The organism is Gordonia hankookensis, from assembly GCF_014673215.1.
GTDB classification, from domain to species: domain Bacteria; phylum Actinomycetota; class Actinomycetes; order Mycobacteriales; family Mycobacteriaceae; genus Gordonia; species Gordonia hankookensis.
Genome location: NZ_JACWMS010000002.1, coordinates 164,452 through 185,838 on the forward strand (window position 1 = coordinate 164,452; position 21,387 = coordinate 185,838).

20 protein-coding genes are annotated in these 21,387 nt (G+C 64.7%); 7 read left to right on the forward strand and 13 right to left on the reverse strand.

The window, feature by feature from the left end; genetic code table 11:
- The first annotated feature begins 268 nt into the window (after positions 1–268).
- Complete coding sequence (gene gjpA, locus IDF66_RS08050; RefSeq protein ID WP_190266457.1) at positions 269–1,948, forward strand: outer membrane porin GjpA; 1,680 nt, start codon at positions 269–271, stop codon at positions 1,946–1,948.
- 90 nt (positions 1,949–2,038) lie between these two features.
- On the opposite strand, the gene IDF66_RS08055 is transcribed toward gjpA, so the two are convergent.
- Genes IDF66_RS08055 through hsaA form a run of 6 tightly spaced genes read right to left on the reverse strand, consistent with a single transcriptional unit; the run spans position 2,039 to position 7,936 of the window.
- Positions 2,039–3,220: a sulfotransferase family protein gene (locus tag IDF66_RS08055; protein WP_190266458.1), complete on the reverse strand. Its 1,182-nt coding sequence runs from the start codon at positions 3,218–3,220 to the stop codon at positions 2,039–2,041.
- The gene (locus tag IDF66_RS08060; protein ID WP_164307369.1) at positions 3,213–4,010 is read right to left on the reverse strand and encodes an SDR family oxidoreductase; all 798 of its coding nucleotides are present in this window, start codon (positions 4,008–4,010) and stop codon (positions 3,213–3,215) included. Before IDF66_RS08060 ends, IDF66_RS08055 begins: the two co-directional genes overlap by 8 nt.
- On the reverse strand, positions 4,007–5,224 hold the full coding sequence (locus IDF66_RS08065) for a hypothetical protein (RefSeq protein WP_190266459.1): 1,218 nt from the start codon (positions 5,222–5,224) through the stop codon (positions 4,007–4,009). Before IDF66_RS08065 ends, IDF66_RS08060 begins: the two co-directional genes overlap by 4 nt.
- Entirely contained in the window at positions 5,221–5,793 is a 573-nt protein-coding gene (hsaB, locus tag IDF66_RS08070) for a 3-hydroxy-9,10-secoandrosta-1,3,5(10)-triene-9,17-dione monooxygenase reductase subunit (protein ID WP_164307371.1), read from the reverse strand. Before hsaB ends, IDF66_RS08065 begins: the two co-directional genes overlap by 4 nt.
- 1 nt (position 5,794) lies before the next feature.
- Complete coding sequence (hsaC, locus tag IDF66_RS08075; RefSeq protein WP_164307372.1) at positions 5,795–6,706, reverse strand: iron-dependent extradiol dioxygenase HsaC; 912 nt, start codon at positions 6,704–6,706, stop codon at positions 5,795–5,797.
- Positions 6,707–6,751: 45 nt separating this feature from the next.
- Positions 6,752–7,936: a 3-hydroxy-9,10-secoandrosta-1,3,5(10)-triene-9,17-dione monooxygenase oxygenase subunit gene (hsaA, locus tag IDF66_RS08080; protein WP_164307373.1), complete on the reverse strand. Its 1,185-nt coding sequence runs from the start codon at positions 7,934–7,936 to the stop codon at positions 6,752–6,754.
- 238 nt (positions 7,937–8,174) lie between these two features.
- Between hsaA and IDF66_RS08085 the strand changes: the two genes are divergently transcribed.
- The 3 genes from IDF66_RS08085 (at position 8,175) to IDF66_RS08095 (ending at position 10,386) form a co-directional block, all read left to right on the forward strand.
- Complete coding sequence (locus IDF66_RS08085) at positions 8,175–9,389, forward strand: Rieske 2Fe-2S domain-containing protein (protein WP_164307374.1); 1,215 nt, start codon at positions 8,175–8,177, stop codon at positions 9,387–9,389.
- A gap of 4 nt (positions 9,390–9,393) precedes the next feature.
- The gene (locus tag IDF66_RS08090; protein ID WP_164307375.1) at positions 9,394–9,795 is read left to right on the forward strand and encodes a hypothetical protein; all 402 of its coding nucleotides are present in this window, start codon (positions 9,394–9,396) and stop codon (positions 9,793–9,795) included.
- A gap of 87 nt (positions 9,796–9,882) precedes the next feature.
- Positions 9,883–10,386 (forward strand): C40 family peptidase, encoded by a 504-nt coding sequence (locus IDF66_RS08095; protein ID WP_164307376.1) that lies wholly within the window; start codon positions 9,883–9,885, stop codon positions 10,384–10,386.
- Here IDF66_RS08095 and IDF66_RS08100 read toward each other — a convergent pair.
- Complete coding sequence (locus IDF66_RS08100; RefSeq protein ID WP_190266460.1) at positions 10,361–10,936, reverse strand: hypothetical protein; 576 nt, start codon at positions 10,934–10,936, stop codon at positions 10,361–10,363. The genes IDF66_RS08095 and IDF66_RS08100 overlap by 26 nt on opposite strands.
- The gene (locus IDF66_RS08105; RefSeq protein ID WP_190266461.1) at positions 10,933–11,544 is read right to left on the reverse strand and encodes a TIGR03086 family metal-binding protein; all 612 of its coding nucleotides are present in this window, start codon (positions 11,542–11,544) and stop codon (positions 10,933–10,935) included. The genes IDF66_RS08100 and IDF66_RS08105 overlap by 4 nt, the downstream gene beginning before the upstream one ends.
- 163 nt (positions 11,545–11,707) lie before the next feature.
- Between IDF66_RS08105 and IDF66_RS08110 the strand changes: the two genes are divergently transcribed.
- Positions 11,708–12,508 (forward strand): VOC family protein, encoded by an 801-nt coding sequence (locus IDF66_RS08110; RefSeq protein WP_190266462.1) that lies wholly within the window; start codon positions 11,708–11,710, stop codon positions 12,506–12,508.
- A gap of 215 nt (positions 12,509–12,723) precedes the next feature.
- Here IDF66_RS08110 and IDF66_RS08115 read toward each other — a convergent pair whose 3' ends face one another.
- Positions 12,724–13,797, reverse strand: a complete 1,074-nt coding sequence (locus IDF66_RS08115) for a phosphotransferase (protein ID WP_190266463.1) — start codon at positions 13,795–13,797, stop codon at positions 12,724–12,726.
- 154 nt (positions 13,798–13,951) lie between these two features.
- On the reverse strand, positions 13,952–15,409 hold the full coding sequence (locus tag IDF66_RS08120; protein ID WP_164307381.1) for an aldehyde dehydrogenase family protein: 1,458 nt from the start codon (positions 15,407–15,409) through the stop codon (positions 13,952–13,954).
- Positions 15,410–15,755: 346 nt separating this feature from the next.
- Between IDF66_RS08120 and IDF66_RS08125 the strand changes: the two genes are divergently transcribed.
- A complete protein-coding gene (locus tag IDF66_RS08125; RefSeq protein ID WP_190266464.1) occupies positions 15,756–16,700 on the forward strand; it encodes a hypothetical protein in 945 nt (314 codons plus the stop codon).
- Positions 16,697–17,371 carry a hypothetical protein gene (locus IDF66_RS08130; protein WP_190266465.1) on the forward strand — a complete coding sequence of 225 codons (675 nt, stop codon included), beginning with the start codon at positions 16,697–16,699 and terminating at the stop codon, positions 17,369–17,371. The genes IDF66_RS08125 and IDF66_RS08130 overlap by 4 nt, the downstream gene beginning before the upstream one ends.
- 234 nt (positions 17,372–17,605) lie before the next feature.
- Here IDF66_RS08130 and IDF66_RS08135 read toward each other — a convergent pair whose 3' ends face one another.
- The 3 genes from IDF66_RS08135 to IDF66_RS08145 are packed head-to-tail and all read right to left on the reverse strand — an operon-like array spanning position 17,606 to position 21,383.
- On the reverse strand, positions 17,606–19,021 hold the full coding sequence (locus IDF66_RS08135; protein WP_164307785.1) for an MCE family protein: 1,416 nt from the start codon (positions 19,019–19,021) through the stop codon (positions 17,606–17,608).
- Positions 19,021–20,127: an MCE family protein gene (locus IDF66_RS08140; protein WP_317628627.1), complete on the reverse strand. Its 1,107-nt coding sequence runs from the start codon at positions 20,125–20,127 to the stop codon at positions 19,021–19,023. Before IDF66_RS08140 ends, IDF66_RS08135 begins: the two co-directional genes overlap by 1 nt.
- Positions 20,128–20,159: 32 nt before the next feature.
- Positions 20,160–21,383: an MCE family protein gene (locus IDF66_RS08145; RefSeq protein WP_190266467.1), complete on the reverse strand. Its 1,224-nt coding sequence runs from the start codon at positions 21,381–21,383 to the stop codon at positions 20,160–20,162.
- Between the last annotated feature and the right edge of the window lie 4 nt (positions 21,384–21,387).

A 21,387-nucleotide genomic window follows, 5' to 3' on the forward strand; every position in this document is an offset into this window, starting at 1 on the left:
TGACCCGCGCGCTCCGATGTCGCCGGCCGAGACCAGACGACCGACTGTGGTCACCGTTGACCTCGGGTGCGAAGTGACCATACCCGAGGAACCGTTCGGCGCCACTGTTTTTGGCCCGGCCCCGACCGGTCTCACGCACGCCCACTTTGAGCGCCCCCCGACGCCCGGATCCGCTCGAGAGCGAATTCCCCAAAGCTCTCCCGTTGTGAGACTGCTCAGTCTATGTTCAGGGAGTTCTTATGTTACTTATGCGTACTAAGGAGTACCCGTGCAGCGCTCAGCCCCCGTCGCCATCGATGCCAAGGAACCATGTAGCCGCCCCTCCACCCGCTCCTGGGTCACCGCAGGCGTCGCCGTTGCCGGCGTCGGCATGATCGCGCTTGCGCCGAGCCTGACCTCCACGGCACCGCTCGCACAGCCGGCCACAGAGACGGCCGCGGTGCAACTCGCTGCGGACTGGAAACCCTTCACCGCGTACATCGACGCGTTCAACAAGACATCGGCCAATGCATCGACGCTGTTCGGCAACTTCATGTTGGCTCCCGGTGTGTCGCTGCAGCAGGCGATCGTCAACCAGGCGGGCTACCTGCAGCAAGTGATCGACGACCCGTCGAGTGTCGACACCGTGATCGACTCCATGCGCAGCAATCTCAAGGCGATCGCAACAGGACTGACGCTGATCGGGGCGGATGCGGACACCACCAGCACGGTCACGAATCACACCGTCGAGGGTCTTCACGGCCTGATCCTTTCCCTGCTCCCGCAGTTCTTGCCCGCCGACGGGGGTATCGACCCCGCCGTCATCTCCACGGTCATGAACGTGCTGGCCTCGCCTCTGAGCGGCGTCCTCATCGGTCTCGCGGGCCCGGCGGTCAGCCCCGCGGTCGCTGTTCTCAACAGCGCCATCAGCATTGCGGCAGCGGTGCAGGCAGGCGATCCATCGGCCGCATTCTCCGACCTCTGGGATGCGCCGGCAAATGTGGTCGGATCGTTCTTCAACGGCGCGACCCTCGATCTCACCGGCCTGACGCCGATGATCAACGATGCCGGGCTACTGGGCGGCACCACGCTCAACAGCCTCGACATCGCCTTCGGTGGTCTGTTCACCCCGGGCAGCATCGGGCGTGGCACCTATGACGTGAACGGTGGCACGATCGCCGCAGCCGGCGGCTCGATCCTCAACAGCATCGGGCTGAACCTGACGACCGACGCTCTGGGAGCCCCGTTCACCCTGGACATCCCCGGGCAGGCGGTCGGTCCGATCGGCGCTCTCGAGGGCATGTCCCAGACCATCGGAGCGCTCCTCGGCGACAACTGGGATGGCAAGAACGGCAAGGTTGTTCCCCCACTGGCCGGACTGGAGTTCCCCCAGCTGCCCGGCGGCTCGACGAGCACCACCGACGCGGCGGACAGGCTCGCGGCCGCGTACGCCGACACCACCTCGGCATCGTCGACGAGTGCTGCCGCCTCGGTCGACGCACCGGCGGTCAAGACGGTGAAGCTCGACCTCGGCTCGCCTGCCGACGACGCGACGTCGTCGGACATCTCGTCGGGCACCAGCCCGTCGGGCACCACCGCGACGACCTCTCCGGCAACGGAAACCACCAGTCCGGCGGCGTCCGGTTCTGACAGTGGATCGTCGGCCGGCTCGCACAGCGACTCCACCGGCGGCCAGTCCGCCTCCGGGACGCACAGCGGATCGACGTCGAGCGACTCGACCTCCAGCGACTCGACGGCGAGCGAGCCATCTTCCGGCGGATCATCCTCCGGCGACTCCTCATCCACTGCCTCGTCGTCCGGTGACTCATCATCCAGCGGGTCGACGTCAGGGGGGTCGTCGTCGAGTTCGGGCGGATCGTCCTCCGGTACTTCGTCATCCAGCAGTTCGTCATCCAGCAGTTCGTCGTCCAGCGGTTCGTCATCCAGCAGTTCGTTGTCCAGCGAGTAGCAAACCGATCGGTAACCATGTGAAACGCTCGGCCCGCAGACGCGGGCCGAGCGTTTCATGCCGGGTGCCGATCACTCCCCAGGGCGCCACTCAGCGGGCGAAAGCCTCCGCGACGGCGCCTTCGGTCAGTCCGTAGTCGGCAAGACTGTACTGGTGCTGCGGTTTACGTGCACCCGACCGACTCTCGGCATCGAGGGCCTCCATCGCACTGCGCGCCTCGGTGGTGTACTCCGCACCCAACGCCGAGTACACCCGCTCGACGGTGCCGAACGGGTCGCTGCGCAGATCTGCGAAATCGATGTCGAGGAACTGCGCCGGGTCATGGTTGCGGCGCGCGGCCTCGAACTCGCGCAGCCCTCGCGACCAGAGTTCGAGCTGCGCCTCACCGATCTTGTCGCCGACGAAGGTGTTCGACCATCCCGGGGTCGCATGCTCGGCCAGGCTGCACATCGACGCGATGATCGTCTCCGGGGGCCGGTGGGTCTGGATCACCAGCGCATCGGGATAGGCGGCCATCAACGCGTCGAGCGCGAACATGTGGCTGGGATTCTTGAGGACCCAGCGCTTCTCCGGATCGTTGAGTCCGATCATCTGCAGATTACGGCGGTGCCGCTGATAGGTGGGCGTCCAGTCCTGCTGCGCGAGCCAGCCGGAATAGGTGGGCAGGTGGGCCAGCGACTCATAGGAGATCGACATGACGTTCTGCCGCAGCAGTTGCCAGCACTCCTCGACCTCACCGGCGTCGAGGTAGTGCAGACCCATGAACTCGGGGTTCGCCACGTGATGCTTCTCCAGTCCGGCATTGATCTGCCGATAGACCGGATTCGACGCCCAGGTGTCGCGCGGCGGGCGCGGCTGCGGGAACTCGGCGAGCCACATCTCCAATCCCTGATGTGCGGGATCCGCGGTGAGAAGTCGGTGCAGGGCCGTGGTACCCGTCCTCGGCAACCCGGTCACGAAGATCGGCCGCGTGACGGGCACGTCCGCGTAAGACGGATTTGTCTGCCACGACGACTCGGACAACAGCCGGGCGATCAGCGCTCCTTTGAGGAAGAAGCGGAACATCTTGCTGCCCAGTTCGGTGAGATCGGCGTCCCGTGCATACGATTCGAGCAGCACCTCCAGCGCCTCACGGTAGTCGTCCGGGTCGCCGAAGTCGTCCAGACCCGTTGCTCGCATGGCAGATTCGTGCAGGTCTGCGCTCGTACCGACATTGAGACGCGGCCCGCTCGCCGCACTCCCGGCGCCTGGCACACGAGCCGCACTAGTCATGGTATTCACCACAGTTGACGTCGAGGGTGTGGCCGGTGATCGCGCTGGCCATCGGTGATGCCAAGAACACCACCGCCTCGGCGATCTCGTCCGGCTCGGGCAACCTCTTGAGATCCGATTTGCTCGCGGTCTGTTCGTAGACCTGCTCCTGGGTGATCCCGTACTTCTTCGCGACCTCACCGAAGTACCACTTCAACTGATCGTCCCAGATGTATCCGGGCGCCACGGTGTTGATCCGGATACCCTTGTCGCCCAACTCGGTCGCGAGTGTCTGTGACATCGCGAGCATCGCCGACTTGGCCAGCTTGTAGCTTCCGTAACGCGGTTCGGAGTGCCGGATGACCATCGAGTTGATGTTGACGAAGGCCCCGTCGGTCTCGGCGAGCGGATCGGTGAAGGCCTTGATCACCCGGAGCGTACCCAGGACGGTGAGGTCGAGGCTCGCGGTGATGTGATCGAAGTCGGTGCGCGCCAGCGGTTTCATCGAGGGCAGTGCGAACGCGTTGTTCACCACCACATCCACCCGCCCGAACTCGCCGATCGTCGCCGCCACCAACCCGTTCACCGCATCGTCGTCGGTGATGTCGGTCGGTACCACGAACGACGTGCCACCGGCATCGTCGACCTCGGCGGCGACCTCTTTCAGACGCGATTCGGTACGCGCGGCCAGCACGACCTTCGCGCCAGCGGCCGCGGCGCGCAGACAGATCGATCTACCCAGACCCGGACCCACCCCCGACACCACGACCACCTTGTCGGCGAGCAGTCCTCCGGACACCGATGACGTCATCCCAACATCCTTTCGGCAAAGGCACGCTGGCGCGCCGCGATTCGTTCGGCCCATCCGGCCGCGTCGATGACATTGTCGGACCAGTACGGCAGATGCGCCTCGACATCGTCGATGTCGATCACCTGTGCCGTCGGTCCGCCTTCTGACGGTATCGGGTGATCGGTGCGCTGCCAGCGGAACTGCATTATCCCGGTGGTACGTCCGGTGGTCTCGATCCAATTGGCGACGCCCGGATTCCGCCGCGACACGACCATCCGGATCATGCCGTCCGGATCGACCTGCGCCTGCGCAGAATTGAGGCTCGTCTGGTGATTCACGTAATCGAGCGAGATGTACCACATGCTGCCCAGTTGGAAACCCTGGTAGGGCGCCTCCGACTTCGGCACGGTGATCACCATCGCCTCGTTGTCGGCCAGGCGGAAATGTCCGACCGACGACGACTGGGTCGCCAGCCCGCCAGGAGTGAGCCGCGGCGCGGTGAAGGTGTTGACCGGCTCGTCCAGGTAGAACCACTTCGGAAAGTTGAACCAGGTGTTGATCCGTGAGGTGAGCATCTTGCCCGCCGTTGCATATCGCCGCGTCACGCGCGCGAGATCCGGTTCCTCCGGGGCGGTTCCGACGGTGTCCATCCGTTCGATGGAGATGGACCCCTTCTTCTGCGTCCAGTCGCCATACACCTCACGCACCGCGAGCATCGAAGCGCCGTCGGCCAGCACGAAGTAGTCGTCACGCTCCTCGTCGATCGGCGGGCCGAAGGTGATCTCGAAGTCTCCGTCCGCGTCGATCGGGATACGGCGGTCGTCGAACGCATCATCGCCGCCGGGGACATTCGACGCCGTGTAGTCGCCCGCGAGCACCTGGAAGCTCAGATCGACTGTGCTGCCACGCCGTCCGCGCACCACATACGTCCCGTCCGACTCCACATCCGCGTGATAGTAGAGCGTGTCCGGGTTGTCGAGGCCCATCTTCGTCGTCGGTCCGGTCGACGTGATGAAGTTCGGGTGGCTCTTCTGCCGGGTCCGCACCAACTGCACGATCGCGGCGATACTGCCCCCGAGGTAGTCGTACCCCTCGGCGAGATCCTGCTCGCTCTCCACGAACTCGGCCGAGGCGATCAACCTCTCTGCCTCGGCGATCGCATCGGTCAGTGGCCGCGTGACATCGACAGGACGCACGATCCCCGTGTCGGTTGATTCGCTCGTCGGTGAGCTCATAGCCAGGTGTCGCCTCCGGTCCAGGTGAGGAAATTCTCCAATTCGGCCTGTGCGGGCGTCACCCGCGGATGCTCGGTAGACAGGTATCCGCCGCGGTAGAACAGCAACGGCTTGTCCTGCAACACATCGCCCAAGGTCAGTGCACGACCGATGACGATGTGATGATCCCCGCCATCGGTGACCCGCTCGACGTCGCACTCCACCCACGTCAGGGCGTGCCGGATCACCGGCAGTCCCGCCGGTGACGGGTCCCAGGTGATGGTGCGGAACTTGTCGTCACCGGGTGCCCCGAACGCGGCGCTGACGTCCTGCTGGCGGTTGGACAGCACGTTGACACAGAACTTGCCGGTCTGCTCGATGACCTTCCAGCTCCGCGAGGTCTTCATCGGGCAGAAGATCACGAGCGGGGGGTCCAGAGACAGCGCGGCGAAGGACTGGCAGGCGAATCCGACCGGCGCCCCGTCCTCACCGATCGTGGTGATGACGGTGACGCCGGTACAGAACTGCCCCATCGCAGTCCGGAACTGCCTCGAGTCGAAGTCCGCCGAGCCATACGGTGTGTGTGTCATCTCAGTTCTGGAATCCGACAGTGAAGTCATGTCCCCACAAACTCACGGCGGTGCTCTCCCGCGCCACCCACTCGTCGTCGACGACGGTTCTTCCCTCGCAACCGAACTCGACGTCGAAGCCACCTGGAGTCTTCATGTAGAAGGAGAGCATCAGATCGTTGACGTGTCGCCCGAGGGTCGCCGACATCTTCACCTTCTTGCGCAGCGCGCGATCCAGACACAGTCCGACGTCGTCCGAGTTCTCCACTTCGAGCATCAAATGCACGATCCCGGTGCTGTTGGGAATCGGCAGGAACGCCAGCGAATGATGGCGCGGGTTGCAGCCGAGGAAGCGAAGCCATGGCGACTCGTCGCCCTCCTCCCTGCCGACGGCCTGCGGCGGTAGGCGCATCGAGTCACGGAGACCGAACCCCAGCACATCTCGGTAGAACGCCAGCGCCGCCTTGTCGTCATCACACGTCAGCACGACGTGCCCGAGTCCCTGCTCGCCGGTCACGAACTTGTGACCATAGGGGCTGACCACCCGGCGATGCTCCAGCGCCACACCGTGGAACGCCTCGATGGTGTTACCCGCCGGATCGGTGAAGACGATCATCTCGACCACGCGGCGGTCCGCGAGTTCGTCGTCCTTGCCCTCCCGGAAGATGACTCCGGCCGCCGACAGGCGATCCCGCACATCCTGTAGGGCTTCGGCATTCGGACATTCCCAACCGGAACTCGCCAGGCGGTCGTGTTCGCCCGGGACGATCACCAGCCGAGCCGGGAAGTCGTCCATCCGAAGGTAGAGGGCGCCGTCGGTGAGTCCCTTCCCCTCGACCATGCCGAGCACCTTGAGACCGTAGTCGCGCCAGGCGTCGACGTCGGTGGCCTCGATCCTCATGTATCCGAGAGACCGGATCGGACTGTCACTCATCTGTTCTGACTCCTACTGCTCGTTCCTCGCTCTGAAACGTCTGAATCAGACCATGCTGTCGCCGATGGGGATGCCGAACTCGCCGTTGCCGAAGGCGACGTAGGCGCGCTCGGGATCGTTGGCCGCGTGCACACGTCCGCCATGGGCATCACGCCAGAACCGTTGGATCGGCGAATCGAGGTTGAGCGCGCCACCGCCCGAATTCTCGAAGAGCGTGTCGATCGCGGCAACGGCACGGGCGGTGGCCCGCACCTGATCACGACGCGCCGCGAGGCGCAGCTCCATCGGCGGCTCTTCGCCCGCGAGGATCAGGTCGTACTCGTCCTGCAGGTTGCCCGTGAGCTGACGCCACGCGGCGTCGATGTCGCTCGCCGCGCCGGCGATCCGCACCTTGGCGAACGGATCGTCCTTGCTCTTCTCCCCGGCGTATGCCGCGCGCACACGCTTGCCCTGATGCTCGACGTGCGCCTGGTAGGCGCCGTAGGCCATTCCGACGATCGGCGTCGAGATGGTGCTCGGATGGATTGTCCCCCAGGGCATCTTGTACACCGGTGCAGTGTTCCGCTCGAGCCCGGGGCTCTGGTAGGTGGCCATGGTGCGCATGCTCAGCACGCGATGGGTCGGCACGAACGCGTCCTTGACCTCGATCGTGTTGGAGCCGGTGCCCTTGAGCCCCACCACATGCCAGACGTCCTTGATGTTGTAGTCCTCGCGCGGGAGCAGGTAGGAGACGAAATCCACCGGTTTCCCGTTCTTGATGACGGGACCACCCACGAAAACCCAATCGGCGATCTCGCATCCGGACGAGAACGCCCAGTTTCCGTTGACCTTGTATCCACCGTCGACGACCTCGCCCATACCCATCGGGGCGTACGACGAGGAGATGCGAACCGAGGTGTCCTTGCCCCAGACGTCCTCCTGGGCCTGCTGGGTGAACAGCGCGAGGTGCCAGTTGTGGATCCCGATGATGCCCGACACCCAGCCCGTCGAGCCGCAGGCGGTCGAGATCCGGCGAACGGCCTCGTAGAACGTGACCGGGTCGACCTGGTATCCACCCCATTGCTCCGGCTGCATCAGCTTGAAGAAGCCCGCGCCTTCGAGGCTGGAGACGGTCTCGTCCGGGATGCGACGCAGGTCTTCGGTCTGCTGAGCCCGTTGTTCGATCTCGGGAAGCAGCGCGTTGATCTTCTCCAGGACCTGCTCGGCCGCTTCGCTCCGCTGACTAGGCATGTCGCCTGCTCCTACTCGTTGCTCGACGACCATCGAGGTCGCCCCTGGTTCTCGTTCGTGTTTGAGATTAGAACACGTTCTCATTTATGTCGAGCACTGGGCCTTTGTGCCCATTTCCTGCCCCGATCTACACCTCGGTGGGCGATTCGTTCCTCATTTTTGTAACATGTTCTAGTATTGGCAGTGAGCCGATTCGCACCGAACGGGCGAGTCACGCGTCAGATGACAGGAGTAATGGATGTCTGCGACACCCGACACGAAGGCCGGCGCCACAGCCCCCGCCGGTGACGATGTCGACGTCCGGGAGATCGACACGGGCGCACCCCCCACGCGATTCGCACGCGGCTGGCACTGCCTGGGCCTGGTGTCGGAGTTCACCGACGGCAAGCCGCACTCGGTGCAGATCTTCGGGACCAAGCTGGTCGTGTGGGCCGACGAGGACGGCAATGTCAACGTCCTCGACGCGTATTGCCGGCACATGGGCGGCGACCTCAGTCAGGGCAGCGTCAAGAACGGCAATGTCGCGTGCCCGTTCCACGGCTGGCAGTGGAAGGGCAACGGCCGGTGTGCCACCGTGCCATACGCCAAGCGCAACCCGAAGCTCGCCAAGACCCGGGCCTGGCCGACGATGACCCGTAACGGACAGATATTCGTCTACAACGATCCCGAGGGCAACCCGCCGCCCGAGGATTGCATCATCCCGGAACTCGAGGAGGTCGGCTCCGAGGAATGGACCGCCTGGACCTGGAACCGGATCGTGATCGAGGGCTCCAACTGTCGCGAGATCATCGACAATGTCGTCGACATGGCGCACTTCTACTATGTGCACTTCGCCCTGCCGGACTACTTCAAGAACGTCTTCGAGGGAGAGATCGCCGCGCAGTACATGAACTCGCACGGGCGACCCGACATCACGCTGGGCACCAACTACGGCGACAGTCGACTGGAGTCCATCGCCGCGTACTACGGGCCCTCCTACATGCTCAATCCGATGGTCCAGTACTACGGCGGATACGCGGTGGAGACCATCTTGACCAACTGCCACTACCCGATCGATGAGAACTCGTTCGTGCTCATGTACGGAGTGATGGCAAAGGTCCCGGATGGCCTCACCGCCGAGCAGGCGTCGAAGATGGCCACGAAGATCTCGGCTGGTGTCGAGGTCGGCTTCCTCCAGGACGTCGAGATCTGGAAGAACAAGACCCGCATCGACAATCCGCTCCTGGTCGAAGAAGACGGTCCCGTCTATCAGCTCCGTCGCTGGTACGAGCAGTTCTACGTCGACAAGGCCGACGTCACCGATGAGATGTCCGAACGCTTCGAATACGAGATCGACACCGAGAAGGCCCTCGAGAGCTGGGGCGTCGAGATCCAGGAGAACCTGCGCCGCCAGGAGGAGGAAGCCGCTGCCGATGGCCGCAACGCCGACTCCTCGGAGAAGGCCGAGGTCTGAGACGATGACGCGGGCAGCCGAGCGCGGCGGGATCACGGGGTCATCGGAATGGGCCAAGGCGCCCGACTTCCATGCCGATCCCGACCGGCGCGCGGCTGTCCACGACGCCACCGAGCGCGACCGAGACCACTACCTGCGCGGTGGTATGCGCGAGATCGAGTGCCGTAGCTGTCATGCCTGCGTGCTGGTCAAGAAGACCAGTTCGTTTCACACCAGCGTCCAGTGGAACACCGAGGCACGCGCCAGGTGCAACGAACTCGAACCGGACCGCGACGTGGGCCGGGCACTCCTGCCGGGCGCGATGATGCCGACATGCCCACGGATGTCGGCCAGCATCGATCACGGCGTCGCCGAAGGGATCATCCCGGGTGAGTCGCCGGACAGCGACCCCGACGGCTACTGGTAAACCGCCCCACAGGCCACTTCAGCCACTTCTGCCACGTTCTCAACCAAAGGTTGAGCCGATTTCTGCCGGGTCGGTCACTGTATTGGCATGCAGAATATTCGACGTCGTGTAGCCGGCATCGCGTGTGCGGCCGGTATTGCGATCGGCGCGTCATTCGCGGCGCAGCCCCCCGCCCTGGCGGATACCGGTTCATCCGGTTCGTCGGGATCGATGGAGATCTACCTACCGGTCTCCACACCGGCAGGTATGCAGGCCCTCAACGCGGCCGTGACGCAGATTGGCAAGCCGTACAAGTGGGGTGGAACCGGGCCCAACTCGTGGGACTGCTCAGGCCTCGTCCAATGGGCGTTCCGTACAGCCGGGATCCAACTCCCACGGGTCAGCCAGCAGCAAGCACGCGTGGGTCACGCCATCCCGTTCGGGGCCCTGGCTCCCGGCGACATCATGATCTTCTGGCCGGACGCCAGCCACGTGGGCATCTACGCAGGCTTCGGCCAGGTGTTCAACGCGTACGGCCCTAACGGGGTGCCGATCGGCTTCACGCCGCTCAATCGCATGCCCCCGCTCAAGACGATTCGTCGGCTGGGCTAGCCACGTCCGGTCCGGTTGCGGAATCGGCCACCGTGTCTCGCCCGATGATCGCCGTCGACATCATCAGGCCGAGGAGCACCACACTGACGACCAGCACTCCGACCAGGCCGTACCCGACCGAGATGATCGGTGTGTCCGCATCGATGGCGTCGGTGACCCGGGATTCGAACAGATGCTTGCCGGGATCGGACAGCGTCACGACGGCTACGACCAGCGAGACGACCGACGCGATGCCCACCACCACGACGGCGGGCCACCGCAACGCCGATCGCCACCAGGCCAGCGCGGCGGCGATCGCGATCACCACACCGACGGCGACAGTGATCAGCCCCGGCCTGCGGGTGAGGTCCTCGAGGAAGGCCACATCTTCGGGCGCCGCGCCCGGCACCGAGACCCGGCCCAGGCCGGTCACCGACGGCTTGACCCCCTGATCGGACACACCCCACGGGACGAGGCTGAACGCGACGAGCAGTAGTCCGCCGAGCACCCCGGCAGGCCAGGTCCATCGGCGCACGTGGTCGGGCCGTGATCGGTCGACTCCGTCGGTCATTCCTCCAGGGTGCCATGCGGCCAGAACGGATCGCGGCCGGTCAGCCCCGCCAACCGATCGACGAGTCTGGCGTCCTCCGGGACCTCGACGACCGGCCCGAACATCCCGTCACGCTCGTTCTGCGGCTGCGGGGGATGGTGGAAGTCGTAGACGACCTGCAGGATGCCATCGGGTAGTTCGAGATCGACACCGATACTGCGCGCCACATCCCACCCGTGGAGGACGAGTTCGGAGAGCGCGATGGTGCCCATGATCGCCCCCGGCGCGTCGACTCCGCCTGCCTGCGTCATCCCCTGCCACGCGTCGGGACGCTGCCAGCTCGCCGCGAGGTCACGCAGCCTGGACGGCACGACCGTCCGCCAATCGTCGGGCAGGACGCTCTCCGACACCTGCGGCGCCGTGGATGTCGACGGGCCCAGGTCTTTTCGAGCGGCGGCGGCAAAAGCCTCGCTCAGCCCTATCACGTGCGCCATGAGCGCACCGAGGTCGGTGCCCGCGCATGGCGTCGGTCTGTGGAGCATGTCGTCGTCGACCTCGGCCGCCAGGCCGAGCATCACGTCGGCCGCGGTGGAGATCTGTGCTGCATAGGTGACATCGGTGGACTGCATGTGGACTCCTCGTTCCGGTCTGACGACGGTCGGTTGAAGGTGTCGACCGCGCAGGTCCCCCGTTCTCATCGGTGTCCGGCAAACCCGGCATGTCGTCGATGATTTTCCGCCACGCTTGAGGTCAACAGTGGTGAACGATCCCAACCCGTGAGAGGACTCGGCAATGAGCGACTATTCGGCACCGGTCGGCGCACCGATCTGGTTCGACCTGATGAGCAGTGATCCGGCGAAAGCCGTGGAGTTCTACGGCGCACTCTTCGGCTGGGATGTCGAAGGCCCCCCGCGTGAGGAGTTCGGCGGTTACCAGAACTTCACCAAGAACGGTAAGCGGGTCGCGGGACTGAGTCCCTACATGGCCGAGGCGGGTGGGCCGGCCAACGTGTGGTCGGTGTACCTGCACACCGACGACCCCGCGGCCACCGGCAAGGCGATCGAGGAGGCCGGCGGAAGCGTCATGTTCCCGCCGATGGATGTCGGCGACGAGGGCACCATGATGGTCGCCACCGACGCCGCAGGTGCGGCCATCGGCTTCTGGAAGCCGAACCAGCACCACGGTTTCAGCCAGTGGGGCGACCACGGAACGCCGTACTGGTTCGAGTCCCACTCCAAGGACTACGCGAAGTCGATCGACTTCTACAAAGCCGTGCTCGGTGCTCGCATCGAGGAGGTTGGCACCGGGGGCGATCCGGATGCCGTCGGACCTGATCACTACGGGCAGATGTTCATCGGCGACAGTTCCTACTCCGGGATCATGGACGCGGCCAAGATCCATCCGGCCGAGGTGCCCTCCTTCTGGCAGGTCTACATCACCGTCGATGACGTCGCGGCGTCGGTGTCCCAGGCCGAGTCACTCGGCGGCACGATCCTGATGCCCGGCGAGGTGACGCCGTACGGCACGCTGGCTGCCGTGACCGACCCGATGGGCGCCGTCATCTCCCTCGGAAATCCGCCTGCCGGGATGTAGGCCGCAGACACGCGGGTCTGGTCGGTTCACGCGGGTTGTCGACGACCCGCGCGAACCGAGTTCACTCGCGGCCTCCGAATCGACCCACGCCATCCGCCGGTCGAGTACCCGCGAGCCGCCAGTCGAGTAGCCGCCATCCGCCGGTCGAGTAGCCGCGAGCCGCCAGGCGAGCGGCGTACCGAGACCGCCTGAGCCACAAGCGGTCTCACGCACGATCAACCGGCGATCTGCGAAATGGCTTCTCGCGTATGCAGATCGGCGTATGCCGCGGAATACCGTCGGGCGAGCGCCCTGGCGATGTCGGGGCGCTGCCACAGTTCGCCGGCACTCGCGGTGCAGAGCCACAACGTGAGACCATGTGCGGCCGATGCCCGATAACCCAGGAGGATATCGTCGGGGCCGGGCTTCTCGCTCTCGGGCATCGCGAGCGCATCGCGGTACTCGGTGAGCAGATCCCGCTCACTGCGGCGTCGATCGTCCACCGTCAGCGCGCCCTGCAGGAAGTACCCCAGATCCAGCGACCAGTTGCCACGCCGGACCACCTGCCAGTCGAGGAAGCCGACCTCACCGTCGGGTAGCAGGTAGGTGTTGCCGATGTGCGGGTCACCGTGCAGCAACGTCTGCGGCCCGGCGGTCAGTGTGTGGATGTAGGGCTTCCAGATGTCATCGATCAGTTCACCGATGCTCAGCGACGTCACCTCGTCGGGCGCATCGTCGCCGAGATGGGCGTACGCCTGCTCGATCGGCGCCGCATCCATGCCCTCCCACGTCTCGAACGGCTCGAGCCAGGCCAGCGATCGCTCCGACGCGATCCGGTGCCCCCAGAAGCGACCGTGCAACCGGGCCAGAGCGCGCACCCCGTTGGCCGCCTGTTCGACGGTCATCGGCCGGGTGGCGTCGCGCATGTCGGCGCCTCGCGCCGCCATGTCCTCCATCACGAGGCAGAAGTTGTCGCCGTCGGTGTCCATCAGGGCGGCGTAGGTCAGCGGACACTCGATCGGCAACGTCACCCCGGAGTTGAACAGGCGGGGCTCATGAAAGAGGCCACTCGTGAGTTTGTGTAGCACGACGTGTTCCGGATCAGCCGACTTGGCGAAAACCGTCGCCGGTCCGACTCCCTCGGCGTACGTGATTGCCAGACGGGCCCGACGATTCGTGCCGTCGTCGCGGAGTGTCACCTCGACTCCGGACACCTCCACGTCAGGATGGTGCGCGGCAAGCACAGCGGTCATCCATTCCGGGGTGATGTCGCCCCAATCGCTCGGCACGGTCAGCTGCGCTGCGGTCATCTGCCATCTCCTGAATTCGTTCGGACCGATGAGAATGCGGACCAGGTCTCGGCGAGCAGTCGGCGTTCGGAACGACGGTGCGCTCCACGGCACGAGCGGGGCGTCGGCCTCGCCATGCCGGCGCCCCGCTCCGTGCAGCCACGTGTGCGGGCGATTACATCTGCGCCCAGACGGTCTTCGACTGCAGATAGGTGTCGACACCCGCCTTACCGGCCTCATAACCCCAGCCGGACTGCTTGTATCCGCCGAACGGCATCGAGTGGTCGAACTGGAGCTGGCAGTTCAGCCCGACGGTCCCGGCCTTCACCCTCTTCGCAAGGCGATGCGCCCGAGCAAGATTCGAGGTCCAGATGGTCCCGGCGAGACCGTAATCCGTGTCGTTCGCGAGCGCGATGGCCTCGTCCTCGTCATCGAACGGCAGGACGGTGACGACCGGCCCGAAGATCTCCTCCTGGAACAGCCTGCTCGTGGACGGATCGACCTTGGTGGCCACCGTCGGGTGCACGAAGTACCCCTTCCGGTCGAGGCGATGTCCACCCGTGACGAGTTCGACGCCGTCGCTGCGCCCCTGATCGAGATAACCCATCACGCGCTTGAGCTGCTTCTCACTGATGAGCGGGCCGATCATGGCGCCCTCATCCTGTGGCCCACCCAGCAGCAGGTTGTTCGCCATCGTGGCGATGCCCTCGACGACGCGTTCGTAGACACCCCGCTGTGCGAAGATCCGCGAGCCCAGCATGCACACCTGCCCGGAGTGCAGGAAGCAGCCGAAGCCCGCCATCGCGATCGCCGTGTCCAGGTCGGCGTCGTCGAAGATGAGAACCGGCGACTTGCCGCCGAGCTCGAGTGTGACCTTGTTGAGGTTGCTGGACGCGGAGGCGTGCATGATCTCCCTGCCGACCTCGGTCGATCCGGTGAAGGCGACCTTCTCGACGTCGGGGTGCGCGGTGATCTGCGCACCCACGGTGTGGCCGTAGCCGTTCACGAGATTCACCACGCCCTCGGGAACCCCTGCCTCGGCCAGGATCCGGGTGAGAACGAGCGCCGAGAGTGGTGTCTCCTCAGCGGGTTTGACGACCGTGCTGCACCCAGCCGCCAACGCGGGCGCGAGCTTGGCACAGAAGTTGAACACCGGTCCGTTCCACGGGAAGATCAGTCCCACAACACCGTACGGCTCTCTCAACGTGTAGGCGTGCATATGCGACTCGACGCCCGTCAATCCACCCGTGTTCACATCTCGTGCGATTCCGTCGATCTTGGTACACCAACCGGCGTAGTAACGGAACCACTCCGAACCGACCGCCGTGATCACCTTGGCCTGGGACGGCGGGATGCCCGCATTGACCGACTCGAGATCGGCGAGCAGATCGGCGTTCTCGTCGATCAGGTCGGCAACCCGCCACAAGATCTTCGCACGGTCGTAGTCGGGCACACCCGACCACACTCCGGAGTCGGCGGCCTTCTTCGCCTGCGCGACCGCGTTGTCGACTGCTTCTGGACCGACGTCGGTGAACTCGGTGATCTGCTCCTCGGTCGCCGGGTCCACGATGGGGATCACCTCCCCTGTCCCCGGTAGGTCGCGGATCTCGTCCAGCACCGACTGCACCGTCATCTTCGTCCCCTTCGCTTCTCGGTGATTCTCTGCGGAAGGCCCACTCTTCGGACCGCTCTCGCGAGAGCGTGATCCACCGGCACAGGGGATGTCCAGCACCATCTCGGTGGTCGGGAGTGCCCTTGTCATCGAGCTGCGACGCCACGTAGGAACTGGGAGGAGTGGTTCGCACACGACTGTTCGGAATGCGGATGCCGGGGCCGCGGAGGGGCGCGAAAGGAGAAATGGTGAGCCATCCGAAACGGAAGAACGCAGAAGACCATGGCAGCGTGGGGGGCTCCGAATCGTTGGTGGCCCAGCCCTACAGCGGCGCCGGGACATCCACCACGATGCGGGGGACATGGACATGACGCGATCGCTCCTGAACGGGTCGGACGGGGTTGCACCGTCCGCCGATCCATCCGAAGAGGTCACCGATCTCGAAGTGGCCGAGGCCGAGGTCGCGGCCGCCGAGGCGGAGGCGGCCGCGGCTCGCGCCCGCGCAAATGCCGCTCTCGCCCGGGCCCGGATCGCGCGCACTCAGCGCGAGAACCCCGACGAGAAAGTCGCCGACGCAGAACCCGACCCCATTCGGTCCCAGCGTGATGCGACAGACGACGCGCTCGACGATGTCGATCCGGCTGACGCCACGCACGTTGCCGCCAGTGCGATGGTGACCATCGCCGAGCCCGATGTCCGCGAGCCTGAACTCACCGAGCCTGAACTCACGGAGTCGGATGCTGTGGTGGACCACGATGCCACCGCGGAACCCGGCAGAATTCGCCGGTTCGCGGCGGCCGCTCGGCATCGGATCGCGCCACTTCGACGTCCGACGAAACGAGGCATCGCGGTGACGGTGATGTCGGTGATCACCATCGCGGCACTGGTGACAACGGGCCTCATCGGCTGGCATCACCACACGACGACATCCGAACACGAACGTGCAGACACCTTCACAGCCGCTGCCGACCGTGGGGTCGCGGCGATCACATCACTGGATTTCAACAACGCCCAGCGCGACGTACAGCGCATCCTCGACCAGTCCACCGGCAGCTTCTACAACGACTTCAAAGGCCGGGCAAAGGACTTCACGTCCGTCATCGAGCAATCGAAGGTGACGACGAAGGGCAAGGTCACCGGGTCGGCTGTCGAATCGGTGAACGGCGATGACGCCGTGGTCTTGGTCTCGGCCAGCTCGGACGTCACCAACGCTGCAGGCGCGAAGCAGGAACCGCGAACCTGGCGACTGCGCGTGACCGTGTCCGACGCAGACGGAACGATGAAGATCTCGAAGGTGGATTTCGTACCATGAGCAAACCCAGAACGCCCGAGTCCGACACAGATCTGAACGACGATGACACCTCGGTGACTCCCGCGCAGAGTGCGCCCACAGTCGACCCGGATCACGGCAGCACCGCTGAGGCCCGTTCGGATGACACCGCGCCCGACGCGCCGAACACGGCACCGGCGGGCGGGATGCGCAACGTCCGCTCGTCATTCCGGCGGCGATTCGTGCCGATCGCGTTGGGTGTCTCGATGGTCGCGGCCGTGGCGGCGGCCGGCACCGCCTACGCCACCGTGTACCGCGATGACGTGGCCGCCAACGGTGATTCGGCACGCGAGGCCGTGGCCGCGGCGAACGATGGCACCGTGGCGTTGCTGTCCTACTCGCCGAAGTCCCTGGATGCCGACCTCGCGAAGGGTCAATCACACCTGACTGGTCAATTCCTCACGTATTACAAGGAATTCACCGCAAAGGTGGTCAAACCCGCGGCCACCGAGAACAACGTCGAGACCAAGGCGCAGGTGGTGCGATCAGCGGTGTCGAAGCTGTCCGCGGACGACGCGGAGGTCCTGGCCTTCGTCAACCAATCGACCACGAGCAAGACCAAGCCTGATCCCGAATTGACCTCCAGCAGTGTCAAGATCGCCCTCCACCGAGTCGACGGCAACTGGCTGATCTCGTCTTTCGATCCGGTCTAGCCTCGTCACGACTCCACGATCCACCGCTCGTCTCGGCGAGCGGTGGATCTGTCTATGTGATCGCCCACCGCCGGCACGATCTGGTGAGTGAGACGGACGACCGGAGATGTGTCGCACCGATTCATCGGACAAGCGCAGTCCCGATGACCGGCGACGCTGCGCCGACTCTTTCGCCGGGAAGGGCCGAGCACCGGTCTCGGCCCTCGTCGTGTCAACGGTCGGTCGGGCGAGACCTCATCGCGGCAACATCCCCTGCCACGACGACGCGCGACCCGGCTGTGTGAGGTTGGTCTGCCGGTATGCGGTTCCGTCGGCGCCCACGTAAGTGCCGTCGTCCGGATTGTACTGTGCAGCGCCCACCGATGGTGTCGTCGACGATCCGCCGCCGCTGTAGGACGAGGGCGTGATGCCCTGCCGCTGCAGATTCGGATCCGGAGGATAGGGCCCGACCACGGGTTGACGGGTGGCCAGCGGTGTGAACTCCTTGTCGCTGTTGCACATCGCCGCGGTCGCCGCACGTTTGCCCGGATGGCCCAGGCACGGGATGTTGCGTGCACCACGTACCCCGATCGGGCTGTTCTGCGGCAACTTGCAATACAGATCGCTCGGCGTATCGATTGTGGTGGTGTCCTCCGGTGGCCGCCACTTCGACGGCGGCAGGAACCCGACAGTACAGGCCGGCGGGTCTGAGGTTCCGCTGATCCGGAAGGTCCCCAGTCCCCACTGAGTACCGTTACGATTCGGCTGTACCGCCTGGATCATCGAGATCGCCGGCGGCAGAAGGACGAGGATCTGCTCGAGGCCTGCGTTGTAGGTCACGGCGAGCTGGCCGACCGTGGTCAGATTGGCGAGCAGGACCGGCAGGGTCAGCTTCACCGAATCCAGCGTTTTCTCCACCTCATCGGCAAACCCGGGACCCGAGCTGAGCAGCCTGCGAACCTGCGGCGTGTCGGTGACCACCTGCCCCGTGAATCCCTCGAGGTCGGTCGTCCACATGCGAATCGCATCGACACTGTCGACCTGCGAGTCCACCAGTGGCACCGAGTCTTTCAACAAGGTGCTGGTGTCGTCACCGACATCTTTCAGTCCGGCTGCGAGCGTCGACGACGAGGTGAGCAGTCGTTGCAGATCGTATCCTCGCCCGCCGAGACTGTCGTTCAGTTCGTCGACGAGTGTGAACAAGCGGTCTTTCGGAATGCTGGTGACAAGACCGTTGAGCTTCTCCAACATGGGCGCGACCGGAGGCGGGACGTTCACCTCGCCGGATTCGATGACCGAACCGTTGTGCAGATACGGAGGATTGTTCGTCTTGGGCCGGAGATCGACGTAGAGCTCGCCGATCGCCGACATGCTCCGGATGTCCGCTTGGAGATCGCTGGGGATGTGCTGGTCGCTGTTGATCGACAGGGTGGCCTTGATTCCCGTGTCGGTCAGTGCGACATCGGTGACCTGGCCCACATCGACGCCGCGATAGCTCACATTCGCGAACTTGTAGAGACCTCCGGTGTGATCGGTCTGCAGCGTGACATCGATCCGGCCGACTCCGATCTTCGACTGAACCTTCATATAGGAGAACAGCATCATCCAGGTCGCGATGAGGGCCATCACCGTGAAGATGACCAATTGGGCACGCACGAAGCGCGAAAGGATCATCGGGCACCTCGACTCTGGGGGGCGACGGGGAAGAACAACGGATTGTGAGTCGGTTTCCGGCTGTAGCCCGGGTCCCCTGGCGCGAAGGGCACCGTTTCGTTCGGATCGCCCAATGGTGTTCCCAGCAAGAGTTCCTTCTTCAATCGCGGCACCGTCAGGTCGATGGTGGCGTGGAGATTCAAGTAGTCGCCGCGCACGGCCCGGTCGATCACGCTCTGCCCGTACGGGAAGACCAGCGCATACGCCAGTGCTGCGTTCATCTGGGGCCCGACGTCGGCCAACGATCTCAGTGTCGGTTGCAGATGACGTAGGTCGGTCAACAGATCCGACTGAACCTGCGTCACCACCCCGGTGGTGGTGTCGGCGAACACCCGAAGACGGTCCACTGCTGAGGTGATCTTCGGCATCTGCTGTTCCAGGACCGCCAAACCGGGCGGAATCTTCTGCAGCGCGTTCTCGATCACGTCGTTCTGGGCGGCGAAACCCGAGCTCAGACGACGAGCCTGCACCAGCAGGTCCACGAGATCTCCGCGTTGCCTGTTCAATGTGTTGACGAAAGTCGACATCCGTCCCAGGAGTTCACGGGTGTCGTCCTCGCGCCCGCCGAATCCATCGTTCAGCGATCGGATGATCCCGCCCAATTGGCCCATACCACCGCCGTTCACCACCGACGACACCGCTGCGAGGGTCTCTTCCGTCGACGGGTATGCGGCCGAACGAGCAAGGGGAATTGTCGATCCGGGCGCAAGCCGGCCCGCCGGCGGCTCGCCTTTGGGCGGATCGAGGGCGAGGTGCATGGAACCCAACAAGCTCGTCTGGCCCACCGTCGCTTTCGCATTGCCAGGCACCACGGTCCCGCGCTTCACCCGGACATCGACCACCGCATGCCAGGCACGAACAGACATGTGCCCCACGCTGCCCACTTCGACGTCGTCGATGAAGACGGGCGAATTCTCCGACAGGGTACCGACATTCGCGATCTCGACACCGATGTGGTAGTCCTCACCCGAGGTCCCGACCGTTCCCGGCAGCGGCAGCGAGTTCACGCCGTTCCACTGGCATCCGGTGCCGAGTATCGCCACACAGAACAAGGTCAGAGCCACTCGCACCAAGCGTGTTCGGCGAGATCGTCCGATCATCGTCGGCCTCCCTGTCCCGGCAGGAGAAGCTGATCCCGCGATCGCGCACTCGCTTTCTGCGGTGTGCTCGGCATCAGGCTCTTCTCGCTGTAGATCACATTCGACGCATCCGGACCCAGCACCGGATTCACCGGCACGGGAAGATAATTGAATGCGAGCATCGGCGCGATCGGACCGAGGTATTTTCGGCATCTCTCCGCGCCCTCGGCGGCGGTCAGGTTCTCGATGCTGGCCACCGACGAGCAGATGAACTGGATCGGGTTGGAGAAGTTGTTGACGGTGAAGACCCCCGTCTCGGTGCCGGTGTCCGGGTTGTAGATGTTGTAGAAGTTGGACAGATTGGTCGGGAACGCATGCAACAGCTGCTCCACGTCGGCATCGTGGTCGACCAGGATCTGTGTCACCGATGCGAGTCGCCGTACCTGTTCTGATGCAGCATCGCGGTTCTCGACCACAAAACGTTGTACGTCCTGCACTGCGCGGGCCAAGGTCGTGAGGGCCTTGTCGAGATCGGATCGGCTGCCGTTCAGCACCGATGTCAGCGTTGCCAGACGATTCTCGAATTGCACGATCTGGGTGCCGCTGTCGCGCACCGCGCTGACAAAGGCTCGGACGTTGCGGATGGTGTCGGTGATGTTGCCGGTGTTCTCTCCGAGCAGCTGTGCCAGGTTGCCGAGTTCGCCCAGCGTGTCGCCGAGCTTCCGGCCCTTGCCGTCGAGCGCACGCGAGGTGCTGTCCACGAATCGACCGACCGAGCTCCCCGACACGCCGCCCTGGGGTCCCAGATCTGTTGCCAGACGAGTCAGTTGGTCCTTGACCTCATCCCATTCGACGGGGACAGCGGTCCGTGTGCGCGGGATCGTCGCTCCGTCGTCGATCACCGGGCCAGTCGTCGCGTACGCAGGCGCGAGTTGCACGTAGCGGTTGGCCACCAGATTCTGGGCGACGATGATGGCTCGTGCATCTGCCGGGATCTTGACCCCGTGATCCACGCTCAGCGCCATGCGGACCGTCTCACCCTGCGGCTCGATGGCGGCGATCTTGCCCACCTTCACACCAGAGACTCGCACGTCGTCGCCGACATAGATCCCGGTGGTGGTGTCAAAGATCGCATCGATCGTCGTCGGCCGGGTCAGCTGGCGATACCCGACGATCAGCCCCGCGACCACCACCACGATCAGGACGGCGGCGATCACGGTCATCCGTGTCTGCCTCGTCATCGGT

Bases quoted from the DNA above. Each gene is read 5' to 3' on its own strand.
- IDF66_RS08095 (WP_164307376.1), top strand. From the start codon at position 9,883: ATGCAGAATATTCGACGTCGTGTAGCCGGCATCGCGTGTGCGGCCGGT.
- IDF66_RS08115 (WP_190266463.1), bottom strand. From the start codon at position 13,797: ATGACCGCAGCGCAGCTGACCGTGCCGAGCGATTGGGGCGACATCACC.
- IDF66_RS08125 (WP_190266464.1), top strand. From the start codon at position 15,756: ATGACGCGATCGCTCCTGAACGGGTCGGACGGGGTTGCACCGTCCGCC.
- IDF66_RS08100 (WP_190266460.1), bottom strand. From the start codon at position 10,936: ATGACCGACGGAGTCGACCGATCACGGCCCGACCACGTGCGCCGATGG.
- IDF66_RS08090 (WP_164307375.1), top strand. From the start codon at position 9,394: ATGACGCGGGCAGCCGAGCGCGGCGGGATCACGGGGTCATCGGAATGG.
- IDF66_RS08055 (WP_190266458.1), bottom strand. From the start codon at position 3,220: ATGACTAGTGCGGCTCGTGTGCCAGGCGCCGGGAGTGCGGCGAGCGGG.
- hsaC (WP_164307372.1), bottom strand. From the start codon at position 6,706: ATGAGTGACAGTCCGATCCGGTCTCTCGGATACATGAGGATCGAGGCC.
- IDF66_RS08110 (WP_190266462.1), top strand. From the start codon at position 11,708: ATGAGCGACTATTCGGCACCGGTCGGCGCACCGATCTGGTTCGACCTG.
- hsaB (WP_164307371.1), bottom strand. From the start codon at position 5,793: ATGACACACACACCGTATGGCTCGGCGGACTTCGACTCGAGGCAGTTC.
- IDF66_RS08105 (WP_190266461.1), bottom strand. From the start codon at position 11,544: ATGCAGTCCACCGATGTCACCTATGCAGCACAGATCTCCACCGCGGCC.
- IDF66_RS08120 (WP_164307381.1), bottom strand. From the start codon at position 15,409: ATGACGGTGCAGTCGGTGCTGGACGAGATCCGCGACCTACCGGGGACA.
- IDF66_RS08065 (WP_190266459.1), bottom strand. From the start codon at position 5,224: ATGAGCTCACCGACGAGCGAATCAACCGACACGGGGATCGTGCGTCCT.
- IDF66_RS08085 (WP_164307374.1), top strand. From the start codon at position 8,175: ATGTCTGCGACACCCGACACGAAGGCCGGCGCCACAGCCCCCGCCGGT.
- IDF66_RS08130 (WP_190266465.1), top strand. From the start codon at position 16,697: ATGAGCAAACCCAGAACGCCCGAGTCCGACACAGATCTGAACGACGAT.
- IDF66_RS08145 (WP_190266467.1), bottom strand. From the start codon at position 21,383: ATGACGAGGCAGACACGGATGACCGTGATCGCCGCCGTCCTGATCGTG.
- IDF66_RS08060 (WP_164307369.1), bottom strand. From the start codon at position 4,010: ATGACGTCATCGGTGTCCGGAGGACTGCTCGCCGACAAGGTGGTCGTG.
- hsaA (WP_164307373.1), bottom strand. From the start codon at position 7,936: ATGCCTAGTCAGCGGAGCGAAGCGGCCGAGCAGGTCCTGGAGAAGATC.